This window comes from Streptomyces sp. NPDC060002 (assembly GCF_042737245.1).
GTDB lineage: Bacteria > Actinomycetota > Actinomycetes > Streptomycetales > Streptomycetaceae > Streptomyces.
Window position 1 is genome coordinate 70,287 of the sequence record NZ_JBHWUW010000031.1, and the last position, 17,305, is coordinate 87,591.

Genomic DNA, 17,305 nt, shown 5'->3' on the forward strand with positions numbered 1-17,305 from the left:
CTCAGGAGCGATATGTCCCGCCGCCTGTTCACCTCGGAGTCCGTGACCGAAGGTCACCCCGACAAGATCGCCGACCAGATCAGCGACACCATCCTCGACGAGCTACTGCGTCAGGACCCGGCATCGCGCGTAGCCGTGGAGACCCTGATCACGACCGGTCTGGTCCACGTCGCCGGCGAGGTGACGAGCAAGGCCTACGCCGACATCCCCGCGCTGATCCGCGGCAAGATCCTGGAGATCGGCTACGACTCCTCGCAGAAGGGCTTCGACGGGGCCTCCTGCGGGGTCGAGGTCTCCATCGGCGCGCAGTCCCCGGACATCGCGCAGGGCGTGGACACCGCCTACGAGAAGCGGGTCGAGGGCGCCGCGTCCGGCGAGAAGGGCGACGGACTCGACCAGCAGGGCGCGGGTGACCAGGGCCTGATGTTCGGCTACGCCTCGGACGAGACACCCGAGCTGATGCCGCTCCCGATCCACCTCGCGCACCGCCTCGCGCGCCGGCTGACGGAGGTCCGCAGGAACGGCGCCCTGCCGTACCTGCGCCCCGACGGCAAGACCCAGGTCACCATCGAGTACGACGGCGACAAGGCCGTCCGCCTCGACACGGTCGTCGTCTCCTCGCAGCACGCGCCGGACGTCGACCTGGACTCCCTGCTGACGCCCGACATCCGCGAACACGTCGTCGAGCACGTCCTGGGCCTGCTCCAGGAGGACGGCATCAAGCTGGAGACCGACGGCTACCGCCTGCTGGTCAACCCGACCGGCCGCTTCGAGACCGGCGGCCCGATGGGCGACGCCGGCCTGACCGGGCGCAAGATCATCATCGACACGTACGGCGGTATGGCCCGGCACGGCGGCGGCGCCTTCTCCGGCAAGGACCCGTCCAAGGTCGACCGTTCCGCCGCGTACGCGATGCGCTGGGTGGCGAAGAACGTGGTCGCCGCCGGCCTCGCCGCGCGCTGCGAGGTCCAGGTCGCGTACGCGATCGGCAAGGCCGAGCCGGTCGGTCTCTTCGTCGAGACCTTCGGCACCGCCACGGCCGACGTGCACAGGATCGAGGCCGCGATCGCGGAGGTCTTCGACCTGCGCCCGGCCGCGCTCATCCGCGATCTCGACCTGCTCCGCCCGATCTACGCCCAGACCGCCGCGTACGGACACTTCGGCCGCGAGCTGCCGGACTTCACCTGGGAGCGCACCGACCGGGTGGGCGCTCTGCGCAGGGCGGCGGGGATCTGACGGGGCGCGGACGGAACTCGACGGGAGCACGCTGCGATGCACATAGCGGTGTCAGGATCGATCGCGACCGATCACCTCATGGCCTTCCCCGGTCGTTTCACCGACCAGCTGATCCCCGATCAGCTCGCTCATGTCTCGCTGTCCTTCCTGGTCGACGACCTGGAGGTGCGCCGGGGCGGCGTGGCGGCGAACATCACCTACGGCCTCGGCCTGCTGGGGCTGACGCCGCTGCTGGTCGGCTCCGTCGGCCCGGACTTCGGCGAGTACGAGGTCTGGCTCAAGGAGCACGGCGTCGACACGAGCGCGGTCCGGGAGTCGCACACGGCCCAGACCGCACGGTTCCTCTGCATCACGGACGAGGACAGCAACCAGATCGCCGCCTTCTACGCGGGCGCGATGAGCGAGGCCCGGGAGATCGACCTGGCGCTGTCGGCCGCGCGGGACCGGCCCGACCTGGTCCTGGTCTGTGCGAACGACCCGGCGGCCATGCTCCGTCACACCCGGCAGGCCAAGGAACTGGGCATCCCGTTCGCCGCCGACCCCTCCCAGCAGCTGGCCCGGTTGACAGGAGAAGAAGCCGCCGAACTCGTGGACGGCGCGACCTGGCTGTTCACCAACGAGTACGAGGCCGCCCTGCTCGCCGAGCGCACCGGCCGCACCCGTGAGGACATCCTCAAACGCGTCGGCACCTGGGTGACGACACTGGGGCGGCGGGGCGTACGGATCGAGCGCGACGGGGAGCCCGAACTCCTCGTCGGGGCCGTCCGGCGCGACCGGATCACCGATCCGACCGGTGCCGGCGACGGCTTCCGCGCGGGCTTTCTGGCGGCGGTCGCCCGCGGCCTGCCGCTGATCGCGGCTGCCCGGCTCGGCTGTGCGGTGGCGGCGTCCGTGCTGGACACCGTCGGCCCCCAGGGCTACGAGGCGGACCGGGGCCGGCTGGCGGAGAGTGTGCGGGGCGCGTACGGGGCGCGGGCCGCCGAGCAGCTGGGCCCGCTCCTCGGGCAGGGCGCATGAGACTGCGCGAGGCGCTCGCCGCCGGCACACGGTCCTTCTCCTTCGAGTTCTTCCCGCCCAGGACCGAGGCCGGGCGACGCAAGATGTGGGACGCCGTCCGACGCGTCGAGTCGCTGACCCCCACCTTCGTCTCCGTCACCTATGGGGCCGGAGGTTCCTCCCGGGACCGCACGGTCGAACTGACGAAGAGCATCGCGGCCGATACGACCCTGCGCCCGGTGGCCCATCTGACCGCCGTGGGGCACTCGGTCGCCGAACTGCGCAGAATCATCGGGCAGTACGCCGACGCGGGCGTACGGGATGTCCTCGTCCTGCGGGGGGACCCGCCCGGAGACCCGCAGGGGCCCTGGGTGCCGCACCCCGAAGGGTTCACGTACGCCCACGAGCTGGTCTCGCTCGTCCGGGAGAGCGGGGCGTTCAGCGTCGGCGTGGCGGCGTTCCCCGAGCGTCATCCGCGCTCCACCGACTGGGACACCGAGATCCGGCACTTCGTCGCCAAGTGCCGGGCGGGCGCCGATTACGCCGTCACGCAGATGTTCTTCCACGTCGAGGACTACCTGCGGCTGCGCGACCGGGTGACCGCCGCGGGCTGCGACATCCCGATCATCCCGGAGATCATGCCGGCGACCGACGCGCGCCAGATCCGCCGCTTCGCCGAACTCGGCAACGCGGCCTTCCCGGACGAACTGGCCCGTCGCCTCGACGCCGTACGCGACCAGCCCGCCGAGGGCCACCGCATCGGCGTGGAGCACGCGATCGCCATGTCCGAACGGCTGCTCGCGGAAGGGGCTCCCGGGCTGCACTACATCACCCTGAACCGGTCCACGGCGGCGTTGGACATCCACCGCGCCGTCATGACCGCACAGGGCGCCACCGTCTGACCTTCGCGACACGGCCCGGCTCCAGGGCTCCCCTCTTTTCGGGGACCCCGAGCCGGGCCGTGTCGCTGCGTCATACCGGTTGCCATAAACGACAGTTCTGCCCGGTAAAGAAGGTATCTATTGGACACCTTCCCCGGGGCGGAAGATGATTCTGGGGAACCCGCCGAATCGGCGAACCGAAGAGGAGCAGCGGAGTGGATCACGTATCCCACGAAAATCCACCGGAAACAGAAATCGCCGCCGTCATCGCCGAAATCTGGTGCGAAGTTCTGGAAGTTCCCGAGGTGGGTGAGGGTGACAACTTCTTCGATCTCGGTGGGCATTCCATTCTGCTTCAGATGGTTCGTGAACGGGTCGTTCAGCGCATCGGGAGGGACGTCGAGCTCATCGAGTTCTTCACCCACCCGACCGTGCTCTCTCTCGCGCGTCACCTGGAGAACGAAGGGGCTCCCGAAAAGGGCAGCGGCCGACGCCGTCCGGCAGGCCGGTTGAACCGCCTGGGAATCCGGCGGGCCCAACTCAACGGAAACGCATCGGAGAGCCGGGGGGAAATCGGGTGAACGACTTCGAATCCCGGGAGGACGCCGACGGGTTCATAGCTGTCATAGGGATGGCCGGCCGTTTCCCGGGCGCCGCAGACATCGACGAGTTCTGGGTCAACCTGGCCGGCGGAATCGACTCGGTCACCCGTGACACCCCCCAGGTCCTTCCGGGCGGTGCCCCCGACGGCAGCGACCTCACCTATGTGCCGTCCCGCGGCCGGCTCGACGGCGCGGAGTGGTTCGACGCCGACTACTTCGGCTACTCCGCGAAGGAGGCATTCCTGATCGACCCGCAGCACCGGGTTTTCCTGGAGTGCGCGGCCGCGGCCCTGGAGGACGCGGGCCAGGATCCGGACCGCTTCCCCGGCGCCATCGGCGTCTACGGCGGCTCCACCGAGACCCGGTACGCGCAGGCGCTGCGGGAGCGGCGCGAACAACTCGCCGGAGTCACCGAGGACGACATCGTCCTCGGCACCGCACCCGACTTCCTGGTGTCCCGCACGGCCGAGCGCCTCGGCCTGCGGGGCCCGGCCGTCGCGGTGCAGTCCGCCTGCGCCACCGCCCTGGTGGCCATCCACATGGCAGGGCGGGGCCTGCTCGCCGGCGACTGCGACATGGCCCTGGCAGGCGGCGTCGCCGTGCACGTGCCGCCGAAGAAGATCGCCTGGACCGGCCCGGACGGCACCCTGGCGCCCGACGGCACCTGCCGCGCCTTCGACGCGAAGGGGGCGGGAACCGTCGCGGGCAACGGGGTCGGCGTCGTCGTCCTCAAGAGACTGTCCGACGCGCTGTCCGACGGCGACCCCGTACGCGCGGTCGTACGCGGGTCCGCCGTCACCAACGACGGATCGGGCAGGATCGGCTTCACCGCGCCCAGCGTGGCGGGCCAGGCGGCCGCGGTCCGCGAGGCGCAGCTCACCGCCGGCACCGACGCCCGCGCCATCACCTACGTGGAGGCCCACGGCACCGCGACCCCGCTGGGCGACCCGATCGAGATCGCGGCCCTCACCCAGGCCTTCCGGGACGACACCGACGAGCGGGGCTTCTGCTCCATAGGCTCGGTGAAGACCAACATCGGGCACACCGACGCAGCCGCCGGCGCCGCGGGCTTCATCAAGACGGTCCTGGCGCTGGGCCACCGGCAGATCCCGCCGAGCCTGCACTTCACCGAGGCCAACCCGCAGATCGACTTCGAGTCCAGCCCGTTCCGGGTCGCCACCGAACTCCGCGACTGGGAGCCCGCGGGCCTCCCGCGGCGCGCCGGAGTGAGCTCCTTCGCGGTGGGCGGCGTCAACGCCCACCTGGTCCTTGAGGAGGCCCCGGAGCAGGCGGCACCCCCGGCCGAGCGCCGGGCCCAGTTGCTGGTGCACTCGGCGCGCACCGCCACCGCGCTGCGCACCCGGCTGGACCGGTTCGACGCCCATCTGGCCGGCGATGCGGCTCCCCCGTACGCCGATGCCGCCTGGACCCTCCAGACCGGTCGGCGGGAGCACCGACACCGAGCGTTCACCGTCGTGGGCGACGGCCCGGTCCGAGAGCCGGTCCTGTCGGCCGAACTCCCGCGGGAGCGGCCCGTGGTGTTCCTCTTCCCGGGCCGGATCGGTCCCGCGGAGGCCTGGCGGCTGTACACCACCGAACCCGCCTTCCGGCAGGCCTTCGACGCGACCCTGGAAAGCGCCGAACCCCAACTCGCGGGCGCGGTGCGGGAAGTGGCCCGCGGCCTGGCCTGGCCCGGCGACCCGGTGGTGCGCGACACCTATGTCTTCGCCTTCGAGTACGCCCTGGCCTCGCTGTGGCAGCACTGGGGGGTGCGCCCCGGTGCGGTCTTCGGCACCGGGGTCGGCTCGCTGGTCGGGGCCGTCGTCGCCGGAGTCTTCCCGCTCGCGCAGGCGCTGCGGCTGATCGCCGAACCCGCCCGATCCGGCGCGGGCGACGCGGAACTGCGCAAGCTGGTCCACTCCGTGGGCCCGCGGGCGCACCGGATCCCCGTCGTGCTCGCCGACGGCACGTGGTACGGCACCGACGCGTCGATCGACGCAGACCGGTGGGCGAGTGAGCTGCGCGACCCGGCGAGTGCGGACGCGGCGCTGAACACACTGCTGGCCGACCCCGAGCGCGTCCTCCTCCAGGTCGGCGCCGGCTCCGGCCTGGTCACGCTCGCCCGGCAACAGCCCACCCACACCCGCGCGCACCTCCTGCTGGCCGCGCTGGCCGGCCTCGACGAGAGTGGCGACGCGCTGGCCGCCCTCTACCAGGCGCTCGGACGGCTGTGGTTGTCCGGGACCGCGGTCTCCTGGGCGGGCGTCCACGACGGCGAACGCCGGGTCAAGGTGGCGCTGCCCACCTACCCCTTCGAGCGGCTCCCCTATCTGGTGCGGCACCCGGCCGAGGAGACCCTGACCGCCGTCGGCGCGGGCGCCGCAGCCGCCCCGGCCGGCCGGCCGGTCGACGACGAACCGGTGACCGGGAGCACCGCCGACGGCGCAGGCGGGCCGCGGTCCGACGACCGCCCGGCCGACGGCACCCCCCTCGGCCTGGTGCTGCGGCTGTTCGGCGAGGCCCTCGGACTGACCGACATAGAACCCGACGAGAGCTTCTTCGAACTCGGCGGGGACTCCCTCATCGCCGTCAAGCTCCTCGCCCGGATCCGGGAGACCTACCCGGTCGAGATCAAGATGCGCTCACTGTTCGAGTCGGCGACGGCGGCCGATCTGGCCGCACTGGTCGAACAGCAACTGAACCGTTCCGACCAGGACAGGGAAGAGGAGTCCGCATGAGCGGCACCGGCACGGAGACCGGCGTCGGCCCCACCGGCCAGGCCGGCACGGCGGAGGAGCTGCGCAGCCGCTGGCTCTCCAGCCGCAGGCCGAAGACAGAGACCACGCTCGACCTGTACTGCTTCGCTCACGCGGGCGGCTCGGCCGGGGAGTTCATGCGCTGGTCCGGTGCCCTGCCCGGGATCCGGCTCTGGGCGGTCAAGTTGCCCGGACGCGCGCCGCGGCAGGACGAACCCCCGTATGCGCGGATGAACGAACTGATCACCGATCTCGTCGAGCAAGTCGACTTCGGGCAGCGTGACTTCGCGTTCTTCGGCCACAGCCTGGGCGCGATGATCGCCTTCGAGACCGCCCGCACCCTGCGCCGAGCCGGGCTGCGTCAACCCCGCGCGCTGCTGCTGTCCTCGATGCAACCGCCGCCCATCGTCACGCGACAGCGTGCCCATCTGCTGCCGGACGACGAACTGCTGGCGGAGATCGAGCGCCGCTGGGGCGCGCTGCCGCTCGTGGTCCACCAGGAGCCGGAGCTCAGGGCGTTCGCCCTGCGCTACCTCCGTGCGGACGCCGAACTCGCCGAGAGTCACGAGTACCTGGTCGAGGAGCCGCTGGACATCCCGATCACGGCGTTCGTCGGCGACCAGGAGGACCGCGGCCAGCTCGGCTGGGACGTTCACACGCGCGGTTCCTACGCCGCGCACGTCCTGCGCGGCGGCCACTTCTACTTCCGCGACCCGGAGCAGCAGGCCGCACTGCTGCGGCTCATCAGCGGCGCACTGAGCACCCAGAACTGACCGAGCACCCAGAACTGACCGAGCACCCAGAACCAGGGGATACGCATGCGTTACACGACCTTCGGCCGCAACACCGGCCTGCGCGTCTCCGAGTACGCGCTCGGCACAGCCAACTTCGGCACCCTGTGGGGCGGCGGTGCGAACCGTGAGGAGTCCCGCAAGATCTTCGAGCGCTTCGCCGAGGCGGGCGGCACCTTCATCGACTCGGCCGACAACTACCAGGTCGGCGAGTCGGAGAGTCTGCTCGGCGAGTTCCTCGGCAGCGACCGCGACCACTTCGTGATCGGCACCAAGTTCACCCTGGGCGCCGGTCGTGCCCGGATCTCCAACACCGGCAACAGCCGCAAGAACATTCGCCGTTCGGTCGAGGCCAGCCTCAAGCGGCTCGGCACCGACCACATCGACGTGTACTGGGCTCACCTGCCCGACTCGGTCACCCCCCTCGAAGAGGTTCTGGGCGCGCTCGACGACCTCGTGCGGGCCGGCAAGATCCTTTACGCCGGGCTCTCCAACTTCCCGGCCTGGCGGGTCTCCCGTGCCGCCACCCTCGCCGAACTGCGCGGTCTGAACCGGCTGGTGGGCACACAGTTCGAGTACAGCCTCGCCGAGCGCGGCGCCGACCGTGAGCTGTTGCCCATGGCCGAGGCCCTCGGCCTGGGCACCGCCCTGTGGTCGCCGCTCGGCGGGGGCCTCCTCACGGGCAAGTACCGCCAGAGCCGCCGCGGCCGCCTCAGCGACTGGGAGGGGCAGGCCATCCGGGTCGAGGACTCCGAACAGCGCACCGAGATCGTCGACTGCGTCCTGGCCGTCGCCGAGGAGACGGGCGCCTCGGCCGGACAGATCGCGATGGCCTGGCTGCGGGCCCGCGCGGCACGCTCGGCGACCACCATGGTGCCCGTGATCGGCCCCCGCACCGTCGATCAGCTGGAGGACTACCTCGGCTCGCTCGCCGTCACCCTCGACGACGCCCAGTTCGACCGGCTGGAGCAGGCCGGCGCGATCCGGCTCGGCCAGCCCTACGAACTGATCGCCGGCCACCGGGACGCCGCGCTGGGCCGCCAGGCCGGCCGATTCATCCGCCCGGCCCCTCCGGTGGCCTGAACAGCCCGCGTGCGACGGGGACTTGATCCAGATCAGGAAGGGCGGACCGCATGACTGACCTTGCCACGGCCGACATCGACCCCGAGGCCCATGTCGCGATCATCGGAATGGCCGCGCGCTTCGGGCCGGACGCCGACCTCGACGCTTTCCGGGAGCGGCTGCGGACCCCTGCGGGTGAGGCGACCGCGGAGCCGCCGGCCGACCCCTACGCGTTCGACCACAGGTTCTTCGGCATCTCGCCGCGCGAGTCGGTGATGCTCGACCCGCAGCAGCGCCTCCTGCTCGAGTGCGCCCAGCACGCACTGGAGGACGCCGCCCACGACCCGACGCGCGACGACACGGTCGTCGGCATCTACGCGGGCGGTGCCACCACCTCCCACGCGGCGCGGCTGTACCGGCAGGCCGAGCGGTCGCCGGGCATCGACGACCGGCAGATCCGGACCTCCACCGGCGCCGACTTCCTCGCCTCGCGGGTCGCCTACAAGCTGGCGCTGACCGGCCCCGCGGTGTCCGTGCAGGCGGCCGGGGCGACCGCCCTCGTCGCGGTGCACACCGCCGTCCAGGCACTGCTCGGCGGGGAGTGCGACGTGGCCCTGGCCGGGTCGGTCACCGTACACACCGCCGACGGCGAAGCCGCCCCGACCGGTGGCTGCGGGGTCGTCGTACTGAAGCCGCTCCCGGTGGCCCTGGAGGACGGCGACCGGATCTACGCCGTGGTGCGCGGCACCGCCGTCGGCACGACCGGACGGGGCGAGTCCGCCGAGGCGGGCGCCGCCCGCACGGTCCGCGACGCCCTCGCGTCGAGCGGCGTCGCGGCGGACACGGTCGTCGTCGTGGACACCCCCGCGGGGGCGGGCGTCACCGACACGGCGCCCGCCGCCGCCGCGTTCGTCCGGGCGGTCCTCGCCGTGTACGACGGGCAGCGTCGGCCGGACGGCACCGACCGCCCGCGGCGCGTCGCGGTCAGCGGGTCCGGACCCTTCGGTACGCACGCCCACGCCGTTGTCGAGGAGGCAGTCGCCGAGGCGCCCGCGCCCGCCGTGGAAGGCTGGCAGCTGCTTCCGTTCGCGGCGAAGTCCCCGACCGCGCTGGCCGGGGTGGCGGCGCGGCTCGGCCGCCACCTGGAACAGGCCGAGGACGGCGAGACGCTCCAGGACGTGGCCTGGACCCTCCAGACCGGCCGGACGCCGTACGCCCACCGGGGTTTCGTCGTCGCGCGCGACCACGTCGAGGCGGCCGCCGCGCTCGCGGAGGTCAAGGTCAAGGTCAGGGCCGGGGACCGGCCGGGAGCGGGCACCGCCGGCCACGCTCCGCCCGTGGTGTTCACCTTCCCCGGGCACGGCGGTCAGCACGTCGGCATGGGACGCGGGCTGTACTGCCTCGATCCCCACTTCCGGGCCGACCTGGACAGCTACGTCGCACACGTGCGGGCCGCCGCGGGCGTGGACCTGGGAGTCGTCTTCGCCCCTGAGGGGGAGCAGGCCCAGGAGGCGGCAGGCCGGTCCGTCGCGGACGGCCGGATCGCCCAACTGGCCGTCTTCGTACTGGAGTACGCGCTGGCCCGGGCCTTCATCCGATACGGCGTACGGCCCTCGGCGGTCGTCGGCCACAGCCTCGGCGGCTACGCCGCCGCATGCGTCGCCGGAGTGTTCTCCTTCCCCGACGCGATCAGGATGGTCCTCAAGCGCACCGAACTGCTGCTCAGCCTGCCCCCGGGTGCCATGGCGGCTGTACGCCTGTCCGAGGCCGAGCTGCTGCCCCTGCTGCCCGAGGGAGTCGGGATCGCCGTGATCAGCGGGCCCGACCAGGTGACCATCTCCGGCCCGCGCGAGCCGGTGACCCGGTTCGTCGAGGAGCACTCGGCCAAGGGGCTGGACACGCGCCTGTTGAAGATCCCGGGGGCCGGCCACTCCTCGCTGGTCGACTCCGTGCTCGACGAGTACGAGGCGTTCCTCGCCGGCGTCACGTTCCGTGAGCCGGTGATCCGGATCGTCTCGGACACCACCGGCACCTGGGCCGACCCGGAGGAGATCCGCACACCCGCGTACTGGGGCCGGCACATGCGCCACGCCGTGCGGTACCACGATGTGCTGCGGACGCTTCAGTCCGTGCGGGGGTGCGCGCTGGTCGAGGTCGGCCCCGGCACGTCGCTGACCTCGCTGGCCCGCCGGCAAGGGGAACTGCGCGGTAGCCACCCGATCCTTCAGGGGCTGCCGCATCCGACGGACCCGACGCCCGAGCCGCAGATCCTGCTGTCGACGATCGGCGCGCTGTGGGCGGCCGGCGTCGAGATCGAGTGGCCGGCCCTGCACCCGCTGCGCGCCGCCCGCAGGGTCTCCCTGCCGGGCTACCCCTACGAACGCTCCGCGTTCCCCGTACCCGCAGCCTGACCGGGTCGCGTCTCGCGGACCCGCATCCGTTTGTCCCAACGCCGGTTCACGGTGACCCGGTTCACGATGATCAGGAGGACACAGACCATGGGGAAAAGCCTGTACGAACTGGGTGAGATGCCCCCGCTCGGGTCCGTTCCCGAGAAGATGTACGCGTCCGTCATCCGGCAGGACCGATTCGGTGAGCCGCAGAAGGCCTTCGCCACGGAGGTCGTGGACACCCCCGAGCCGGGCCGCGGCCAGGTGCTCGTGTGGGTGATGGCGGCCGGCATCAACTACAACAACGTCTGGGCCGGGCTCGGATACCCCCTGGACGTCATCGGTGCCCGGCGCAAGCGCGGCGAGCCCGAGGACTTCCACATCGGCGGCTCCGAGGGTTCGGGTGTGGTGTTCGCCGTCGGCGAGGGCGTGGCCGGGGTCTCCGTCGGCGACCGGGTCGTGCTCTCCGGCGCCCAGTACGACGAGACCGCCCCGGACATCCGCCTCGGCGGTGACCCTACGTTCTCCCCCACCATGCAGGCCTGGGGATACGAGTCCAACTACGGCTCCTTCGCGCAGTTCGCCCTCGTCCACGACTACCAGTGCCACCCGAAGCCGAAGAACCTCACCTGGGAGGGCGCGGCCGCCTTCATCCTCACCGGAGCCACCGCGTACCGGCAGCTGCTGGGCTGGTATCCCAACACGGTCCGGCCGGGAGACCCGGTGCTGATCTGGGGCGGCGCGGGCGGCCTCGGTTCGATGGCCATCCAACTGGTCCGCAACGCGGGCGGCCTGCCCGTCGCGGTGGTCTCCAGCGAGGAGCGTGCCGAGTACTGCCGAAGCCTCGGCGCCGTCGGCACCGTCAACCGCCACGACTTCTCCCACTGGGGCCGGATGCCCGACCTGAACGACCCGGCCGCGTTCGGCGCCTGGATGGCGCAGGTGCGTGCCTTCGGCCGCGCCTACTGGGAGGCCCTGGGCGAGCGGCGCGCGCCGAAGATCGTCCTGGAACACAGCGGCCAGGACACCATCCCCACCTCCATGTACCTGTGCGAGAACGGCGGCATGGTCACCATCTGCGGGGGGACCTCCGGATACGCGGCCGATGTCGACCTGCGGTTCCTGTGGATGCGGCAGAAGCGGCTCCAGGGTTCGCACGGCTTCAACGCGGCCCAGTGCCGGGAAGTGATCCAGCTCGCGGCCTCCGGGCAGCTCGACCCCTGCCTGTCCGGGCTGTTCGGCCTGGACGAGATCGGCGAAGCCCACCAGCTGATGCACGAGAACCGCCAGCCCCCCGGCAACATGGCGGCGCTGGTCAACGCGCGCCGGGCGGGGCTCACCGACCTCGACTGAGCGGTCCTTCGCGGAAGTCCGCCTGCCACCCCCGACGAACGGACGGCCATGACCACCGACCCCATGACGAAACGCACCGCGCTGACGCTGCCCGCCCTGCTCGCCCGGCGCGCGGAAGGGATGCCCGACACCGTCGCCTACGTGTATCTGCGCAACGGCGAGGAGATCGGCGAACAGATCACCTACGGGCAGTTGCACACCGACGTGACCGCGCGGGCCGGCGCCCTTGCCGGCCTGGCCGGTGACCGTCGCAGTGCCCTGCTGATGTACCCCAACGGTCTCGAGTTCATCAGGGCCTGGCTGGCCTGCGCCGCGGCCGGCGTCAAGGGGGCGCCCGTCCAGGTGCCCACGCGCCGGCACGCCGTACAGCGGCTGCGGACCATCGCCGACGACGCGTCCACGACGCTGGTGCTCACCACCCGAGAGGTGCGCGACCAGGTGCTCGCCGACTTTCACGGCCTGCCCGAACTGGCCGGTCTGGACTTCGTCGCCACCGACGAACTGCCCCCGCCCGCCGCCGGGACCGAGCTGCCCGCGCCGGCGCTCTCGGACGTCGCGCTGCTCCAGTACACGTCCGGTTCCACCGGAACTCCCAAGGGCGTCATGGTCACCCACGCCAACTTCTGGTTCAACGCGTGGGAGACGGACCACCTGTGGCCGATGCGCGACGACGGCGCCGTCGTCTCCTGGCTGCCGTTCTTCCACGACATGGGACTCGTGCTGGGCATCGTGCTGCCTCTGTGGGCGGGCCGTCCGTCGTACCTGATGGGACCCGAGGCCTTCATCCGCCGTCCCGGCCGGTGGCTGGAAGCGCTGTCCCGGTTCGGCGGCACGCATTCCTCCGCCCCCAACTTCGCCTACGACCTGTGCGTGCGCAGCGACAGCGTGCGCGGCCCGCTCGACCTCTCGCGCTGGCGCATGGCCGTCAACGGCGCCGAGCCGGTCCGTGTGCACACGGTGCAGGACTTCGTCGGCAAGTTCGCCGCCAACGGCCTCGACGTCCGGGCCATGTGCCCGAGTTACGGTCTGGCGGAGCACACTCTGAAGGTCAGCGGCAGCCCGCTGGACGCCGAGCCGGCGCCGCTCGTGCTGGACGCACAGGCCCTGGGCCGGGGCAGAGTGGTCCCGGTCGCCCAGGACGCCCAGGCGTCGGCCGTCACCAGCACGGTCATGAGCGTGGGCCGTACGGTGGGGGACACCCGGGTCCGCATCGTCGACCCGCACACGCTCAGGGCGGCGGGGCCCGACGAAGTCGGCGAGATATGGGTGTCCGGACCGTGTGTGACAGCCGGCTACCTGGGGCGCGAGGCCGAGAGCGAGCGGACCTTCCGGGCTCGCATCGTGGGCGCGGAGGCGGACGGCCCGTTCCTGCGCACCGGCGACCTGGGCTTCGTGCGGGGCGGGGATGTCTTCATCTCGGGCCGGCTCAAGGACGTGATCATCGTCAAGGGCCGCAACCACTACCCGCAGGACCTGGAGCACACGGTCGAGAGCAGCCACGCGCTCCTGCGTCCGGCGTCCGCCGCCGCGTTCGCGGTGGACGACGGTGCGCGCAGTTCCGTCGTGGTGGTGGTCGAGGGCGACAGCAGGGTGGGCAGATACGCGAGCGCCGACGAGGTGACGAAGGCCGTGCGCGAGGCTCTGCTCCACCACCACCGGATCGATGTCTCGGATGTGGTGCTGATCCGCCGGGGGACCCTGCCGAAGACGACCAGCGGCAAGGTGCGCCGTCGTCCGTGCCGGGAACAGTACGAAGCCGGGACCCTCTCGGTGCTCGCCGTACCGGGTCGGCGGACTTGACCTGGATCTGACATTCGCATGGCAGAGATCTGACATCGGGCGTACGCGGATTTGAATATCCCGGCACATTCCCCTCCTTGGTTGTCCTTGCCGTGAGGCATTCACAGAGTGGTCGCCGGTACGATGAATGCATGGAGTTACGTCAGTTGGAGTACCTCGTAGCCGTCGCCGAAGAGGCCAGTTTCACGAAGGCGGCCGCGCGCGTGTTCGTGACCCAGCCCTGTGTGAGCGCGCAGATCAGACGACTCGAAAGGGAGTTGGGACAGGATCTGCTCGACCGAGGCGGCCGGACGGTCCAACTGACGCAGGCGGGCGCCGCGGCGCTTCCGTACGCCCGGGCCATGCTGGCCGCGGTCGACGGTGTGCGGGGCGCGGTGGAGAGCGTCTCCGGCCTCGTGCGCGGGCCGGTCGCGATGGGTTCGGTCGCCTCCTCCCTCTCCCTGCGACTTCCCGAACTCATGGCGGACTTCAGCCAGAAGTACCCGGCGGTGGAGATCTCCCTCAGCGAGGGGAACACGGACAAGCTCGTCGACGGGGTGCGGACCGGCCTGATCGATGTCGCGGTCATCGGTATCTGCGCCGAGCCGCCGGCCGGCCTCGAGACCCTGGTCATCGCCGACGAGTTGCTGATCGGGGCCGTGGGGCACGACCACCCGCTCGCGCTGACCGACAGCATCACCGTCGACGAGGTGGAATGCCATGCGCTGATGTGTCTGCCCGGCGGCAGTGCCATGCGCGCCGCGTCCGACGCGGCCTGGGCGGCCGCGGGTGCCAAGCCCCGGGTGGCCTTCGAGGCCGGTGACCCCCGGGTGCTGGCCCAACTCGCCGCGCGAGGCATGGGAATGGCGATCCTGCCGGAACGCTTCGTGCTCTCCCAGCCGGAGCAACTCCACCCCGTCCGCATCTCCAGCCCGCATCTGCGGGGTGGCCTCGCGCTGGCCTGGCGGTCCAGCGGGCGCATCAGCCCGGCTGCCCGGGCCCTCCTGGAGCGGGCACGCGTGATGCTCGGTCAGCCCCTGCCCACGGACCCCCTGTCTCCTCCGTCTGGAAAACGCCCTCGTGAATGCAGTTGACCTAGCTCGACTCCAGTTCGCCGTCACGGCAACACTGCACTTCCTGTTCGTCGCCCTGACCCTCGGACTGGTCACCGTCGTCGCCCTGACACAGACGCGGGCCATACGCACCGAGGACCCCGCTCTGCGGGCCACCAGAATGCGCCGGGTGCGCTTCTGGGGCGGTCTCTACGTCATCAACTACGCACTGGGCATCATCAGCGGACTCACCCAGGAGTTCCAGTTCGGCCTGAACTGGTCCGGTCTTTCGCACGTCATGGGAAATGTCGTCGGCGCACCCCTGGCCGTCGAAAGCGTGGCCGCGTTCTTTCTGGAATCGACATTCCTGGGGCTTTGGGCATTCGGCTTCGGCCGTGTGCCCGCCCGCGCGCATGCCGCGCTGATCTGGGGGGTGGCTCTCACCGCGTACGCCTCCACCTTCTGGATCATGGTGGTCAACGGCTTCATGCAGCAGCCGGTCGGCTACGAGATGCGGGACGGCACCGCGTTCGTCACCGACTGGGGAGCCATCCTCACCAACGGGGCGACCTGGTACGCGGTGCTGCACATCGCGGGCGCCGTGGCCCTCCTGGCCGGACTGTTCATGGCAGCCGTCAGCGCCTACCACCTGCGTCGCGACCGGGACGTCGACTTCTTCCGCCCCACACTGGTCCAGGGCTCGGTTCTCGCGGGCGTCGGCGCGCTAGTCGCCGCCGTGGCGGGTGCCGTGCAGCTGACGACCCTCAAGGACCACCAGCCGGAGAAGTACGCCACGTTGATGGGGGAGACCGGCGCGGAACTCGACAAGGTCCGCGCCGCCGCGGAGGCCTCGTACGGCTCCGGCGACTGGATGCCGCCCTCCTGGGTGGGCGGCGCGTCCGTGCTCATGCTCGTCATCGGCATCGTGCTGGTCCTCCTGGCCTGGATCCCGGCCACGGCCGTCCGCGGCACCGCCACACAGGGGTCGTTCGCGCGCCGGCGCCTGCGGATGCGCCTGCCCGCATTCCTGCTGCCCCTCGGCTTCATCGCCATCATCTGCGGCTGGCTCAGCCGGGAGGTCGGCCGGCAGCCGTGGATGGTCAGCGGCGAACTCACCGTCCGTGAGGCCGTCGCCGACGTCTCCCCCGGGGGGATGCTCGCCTCGTTCGTCGTCTTCACGGTGGTGCTCACCGTCCTCGCCGTCGTCGACTGGGTGCTGATCTCCCGCTACGCGCGGCTCGGACCGGACGAGGGGCTGCTCGGCGACGCGGGCCTCTTCCCGGACGCCGCCGAGCGCACGGTGCTGGAGGAGGGCGCCCAGGTGTCGCTCCCGACGGACGCGCGCCACTCCTACTGACCCACCCTCACCGTACGTACGCCGAGCTGACGGGCAATCAACCGTGGATGTCTTCTATTACGCCCTGGTCGGGCTTCTCCTCGCCGGTTATCTGGCCCTGGAGAGCGTCGACTTCGGCATCGGGATGCTGTTGCCGTTCGCCGACACGGAGCTCGGCCGCGCGCGCATGCGCAGGACCGTCGTCCCCCTCTTCCTCGCGAACGAGGTGTGGCTGGTCGCCTTCGGCGGACTGCTGTTCGGCGCTCTGCCCCTGTTGGAGGGAGAACTGCTGTACGCGCTGCGGCTGCCCTTCCTCGTGGTCCTCTGCGCGTGGTTCCTGCGCGATGCCGCGCTGTGGTTCCGTACCGCGCACCCGGGCGTCGGCTGGCGGCGGACGTGGGACACCGTGCTGCCGGCCGCCAGCCTGGTCCTCGCGGCCGGCTGGGGGACCGTGCTGGCCACGCTGATCCGGGGGCTGTCCACCAACGGCGGTGGGCACGCCGTGGCCGACCCGGCCGATCTGGCGCATCCCTTCACGCTGCTCTGCGAGGTCCTGGCCGTCGCGGGCTGCCTTCGCCAGGGTTCGCTCTTCGCCGCCCACAGTCTGCCGGAGGGCAACGCACTGCGTGTCCGGTTCGGCCGCCTGACCCGGGTCCTGACGCCGATCCTGCTCGTGCTGCTCGTGCTCACCGGAGGCGTCGGCGCGGTGGTCACCGACGCCCCGGTGCCGGTGGTTCTCGTCGCGGTCCTCGCCGCCGCCGGGGTGTACGGCTCCGACCGCGTCCAGGCGACGGGCCGCACCGGGGCGGCGCTGCTCCTCGGCGCCGCACCGCTGGCGGCCCTGCCGGTCATGGTGGGCGCCGCGAACGGCACCACGGTGCTGGCCACCCGCTCGGGGGAGGGCAGCCTGGAGCTGTCGCAGGCGATCGCCGACTCCGCCTCTCTCGCCCTGCTGTCCGTGACCGTGCTCCCGGTGCTGGTCGCGGTGGTCTACGGCCAGTTGTGGATCTGGCGGGTTTTCGCGCGGGTGCCCAGACGGCTGACGTGACACCGCTTTCGGTACGGACAGCG

At 71.5% G+C, this 17,305-nt stretch carries 13 protein-coding genes; all 13 read left to right on the forward strand.

Annotated elements, in window-relative coordinates; genetic code table 11:
• Positions 1-12 precede the first annotated feature (12 nt).
• The 13 genes from metK (at position 13) to ACFWBD_RS25475 (ending at position 17,282) form a co-directional block, all read left to right on the forward strand.
• Positions 13-1,236, forward strand: a complete 1,224-nt coding sequence (metK, locus tag ACFWBD_RS25415) for a methionine adenosyltransferase (RefSeq protein WP_385670971.1) — start codon at positions 13-15, stop codon at positions 1,234-1,236.
• A gap of 36 nt (positions 1,237-1,272) precedes the next feature.
• The gene (locus ACFWBD_RS25420) at positions 1,273-2,253 is read left to right on the forward strand and encodes a carbohydrate kinase family protein (RefSeq protein WP_385670974.1); all 981 of its coding nucleotides are present in this window, start codon (positions 1,273-1,275) and stop codon (positions 2,251-2,253) included.
• Positions 2,250-3,134, forward strand: coding sequence for a methylenetetrahydrofolate reductase [NAD(P)H] (metF, locus tag ACFWBD_RS25425; protein ID WP_385670976.1), 885 nt, complete (start codon positions 2,250-2,252; stop codon positions 3,132-3,134). Before ACFWBD_RS25420 ends, metF begins: the two co-directional genes overlap by 4 nt.
• Before the next feature lie 194 nt (positions 3,135-3,328).
• A complete protein-coding gene (locus ACFWBD_RS25430) occupies positions 3,329-3,694 on the forward strand; it encodes a phosphopantetheine-binding protein (protein WP_385670979.1) in 366 nt (121 codons plus the stop codon).
• Positions 3,691-6,453 (forward strand): type I polyketide synthase, encoded by a 2,763-nt coding sequence (locus ACFWBD_RS25435; protein ID WP_385670982.1) that lies wholly within the window; start codon positions 3,691-3,693, stop codon positions 6,451-6,453. Before ACFWBD_RS25430 ends, ACFWBD_RS25435 begins: the two co-directional genes overlap by 4 nt.
• Positions 6,450-7,244, forward strand: a complete 795-nt coding sequence (locus tag ACFWBD_RS25440; RefSeq protein ID WP_385670984.1) for a thioesterase II family protein — start codon at positions 6,450-6,452, stop codon at positions 7,242-7,244. The genes ACFWBD_RS25435 and ACFWBD_RS25440 overlap by 4 nt, the downstream gene beginning before the upstream one ends.
• A gap of 45 nt (positions 7,245-7,289) precedes the next feature.
• The gene (locus ACFWBD_RS25445) at positions 7,290-8,345 is read left to right on the forward strand and encodes an aldo/keto reductase (RefSeq protein ID WP_385670987.1); all 1,056 of its coding nucleotides are present in this window, start codon (positions 7,290-7,292) and stop codon (positions 8,343-8,345) included.
• Between the two features lie 50 nt (positions 8,346-8,395).
• Positions 8,396-10,735: an acyltransferase domain-containing protein gene (locus tag ACFWBD_RS25450; RefSeq protein WP_385670990.1), complete on the forward strand. Its 2,340-nt coding sequence runs from the start codon at positions 8,396-8,398 to the stop codon at positions 10,733-10,735.
• 87 nt (positions 10,736-10,822) lie between these two features.
• Positions 10,823-12,067: a crotonyl-CoA carboxylase/reductase gene (gene ccrA, locus ACFWBD_RS25455; protein WP_385670993.1), complete on the forward strand. Its 1,245-nt coding sequence runs from the start codon at positions 10,823-10,825 to the stop codon at positions 12,065-12,067.
• Between the two features lie 48 nt (positions 12,068-12,115).
• Positions 12,116-13,867 carry a fatty acyl-AMP ligase gene (locus ACFWBD_RS25460; RefSeq protein WP_385670996.1) on the forward strand — a complete coding sequence of 584 codons (1,752 nt, stop codon included), beginning with the start codon at positions 12,116-12,118 and terminating at the stop codon, positions 13,865-13,867.
• A 131-nt stretch (positions 13,868-13,998) separates the two neighbouring features.
• Positions 13,999-14,940, forward strand: a complete 942-nt coding sequence (locus tag ACFWBD_RS25465) for a LysR family transcriptional regulator (protein ID WP_385670999.1) — start codon at positions 13,999-14,001, stop codon at positions 14,938-14,940.
• Positions 14,927-16,255, forward strand: a complete 1,329-nt coding sequence (locus ACFWBD_RS25470; protein WP_385671002.1) for a cytochrome ubiquinol oxidase subunit I — start codon at positions 14,927-14,929, stop codon at positions 16,253-16,255. Before ACFWBD_RS25465 ends, ACFWBD_RS25470 begins: the two co-directional genes overlap by 14 nt.
• A 43-nt stretch (positions 16,256-16,298) precedes the next feature.
• The gene (locus tag ACFWBD_RS25475; RefSeq protein ID WP_385671005.1) at positions 16,299-17,282 is read left to right on the forward strand and encodes a cytochrome d ubiquinol oxidase subunit II; all 984 of its coding nucleotides are present in this window, start codon (positions 16,299-16,301) and stop codon (positions 17,280-17,282) included.
• Positions 17,283-17,305: the final 23 nt, after the last annotated feature.

Coding starts and splice junctions, on each gene's coding strand:
- metK (WP_385670971.1), top strand. CDS start 13: ATGTCCCGCCGCCTGTTCACCTCGGAGTCCGTGACCGAAGGTCACCCC.
- ACFWBD_RS25420 (WP_385670974.1), top strand. CDS start 1,273: ATGCACATAGCGGTGTCAGGATCGATCGCGACCGATCACCTCATGGCC.
- metF (WP_385670976.1), top strand. CDS start 2,250: ATGAGACTGCGCGAGGCGCTCGCCGCCGGCACACGGTCCTTCTCCTTC.
- ACFWBD_RS25440 (WP_385670984.1), top strand. CDS start 6,450: ATGAGCGGCACCGGCACGGAGACCGGCGTCGGCCCCACCGGCCAGGCC.
- ACFWBD_RS25445 (WP_385670987.1), top strand. CDS start 7,290: ATGCGTTACACGACCTTCGGCCGCAACACCGGCCTGCGCGTCTCCGAG.
- ACFWBD_RS25450 (WP_385670990.1), top strand. CDS start 8,396: ATGACTGACCTTGCCACGGCCGACATCGACCCCGAGGCCCATGTCGCG.
- ccrA (WP_385670993.1), top strand. CDS start 10,823: ATGGGGAAAAGCCTGTACGAACTGGGTGAGATGCCCCCGCTCGGGTCC.
- ACFWBD_RS25460 (WP_385670996.1), top strand. CDS start 12,116: ATGACCACCGACCCCATGACGAAACGCACCGCGCTGACGCTGCCCGCC.
- ACFWBD_RS25465 (WP_385670999.1), top strand. CDS start 13,999: ATGGAGTTACGTCAGTTGGAGTACCTCGTAGCCGTCGCCGAAGAGGCC.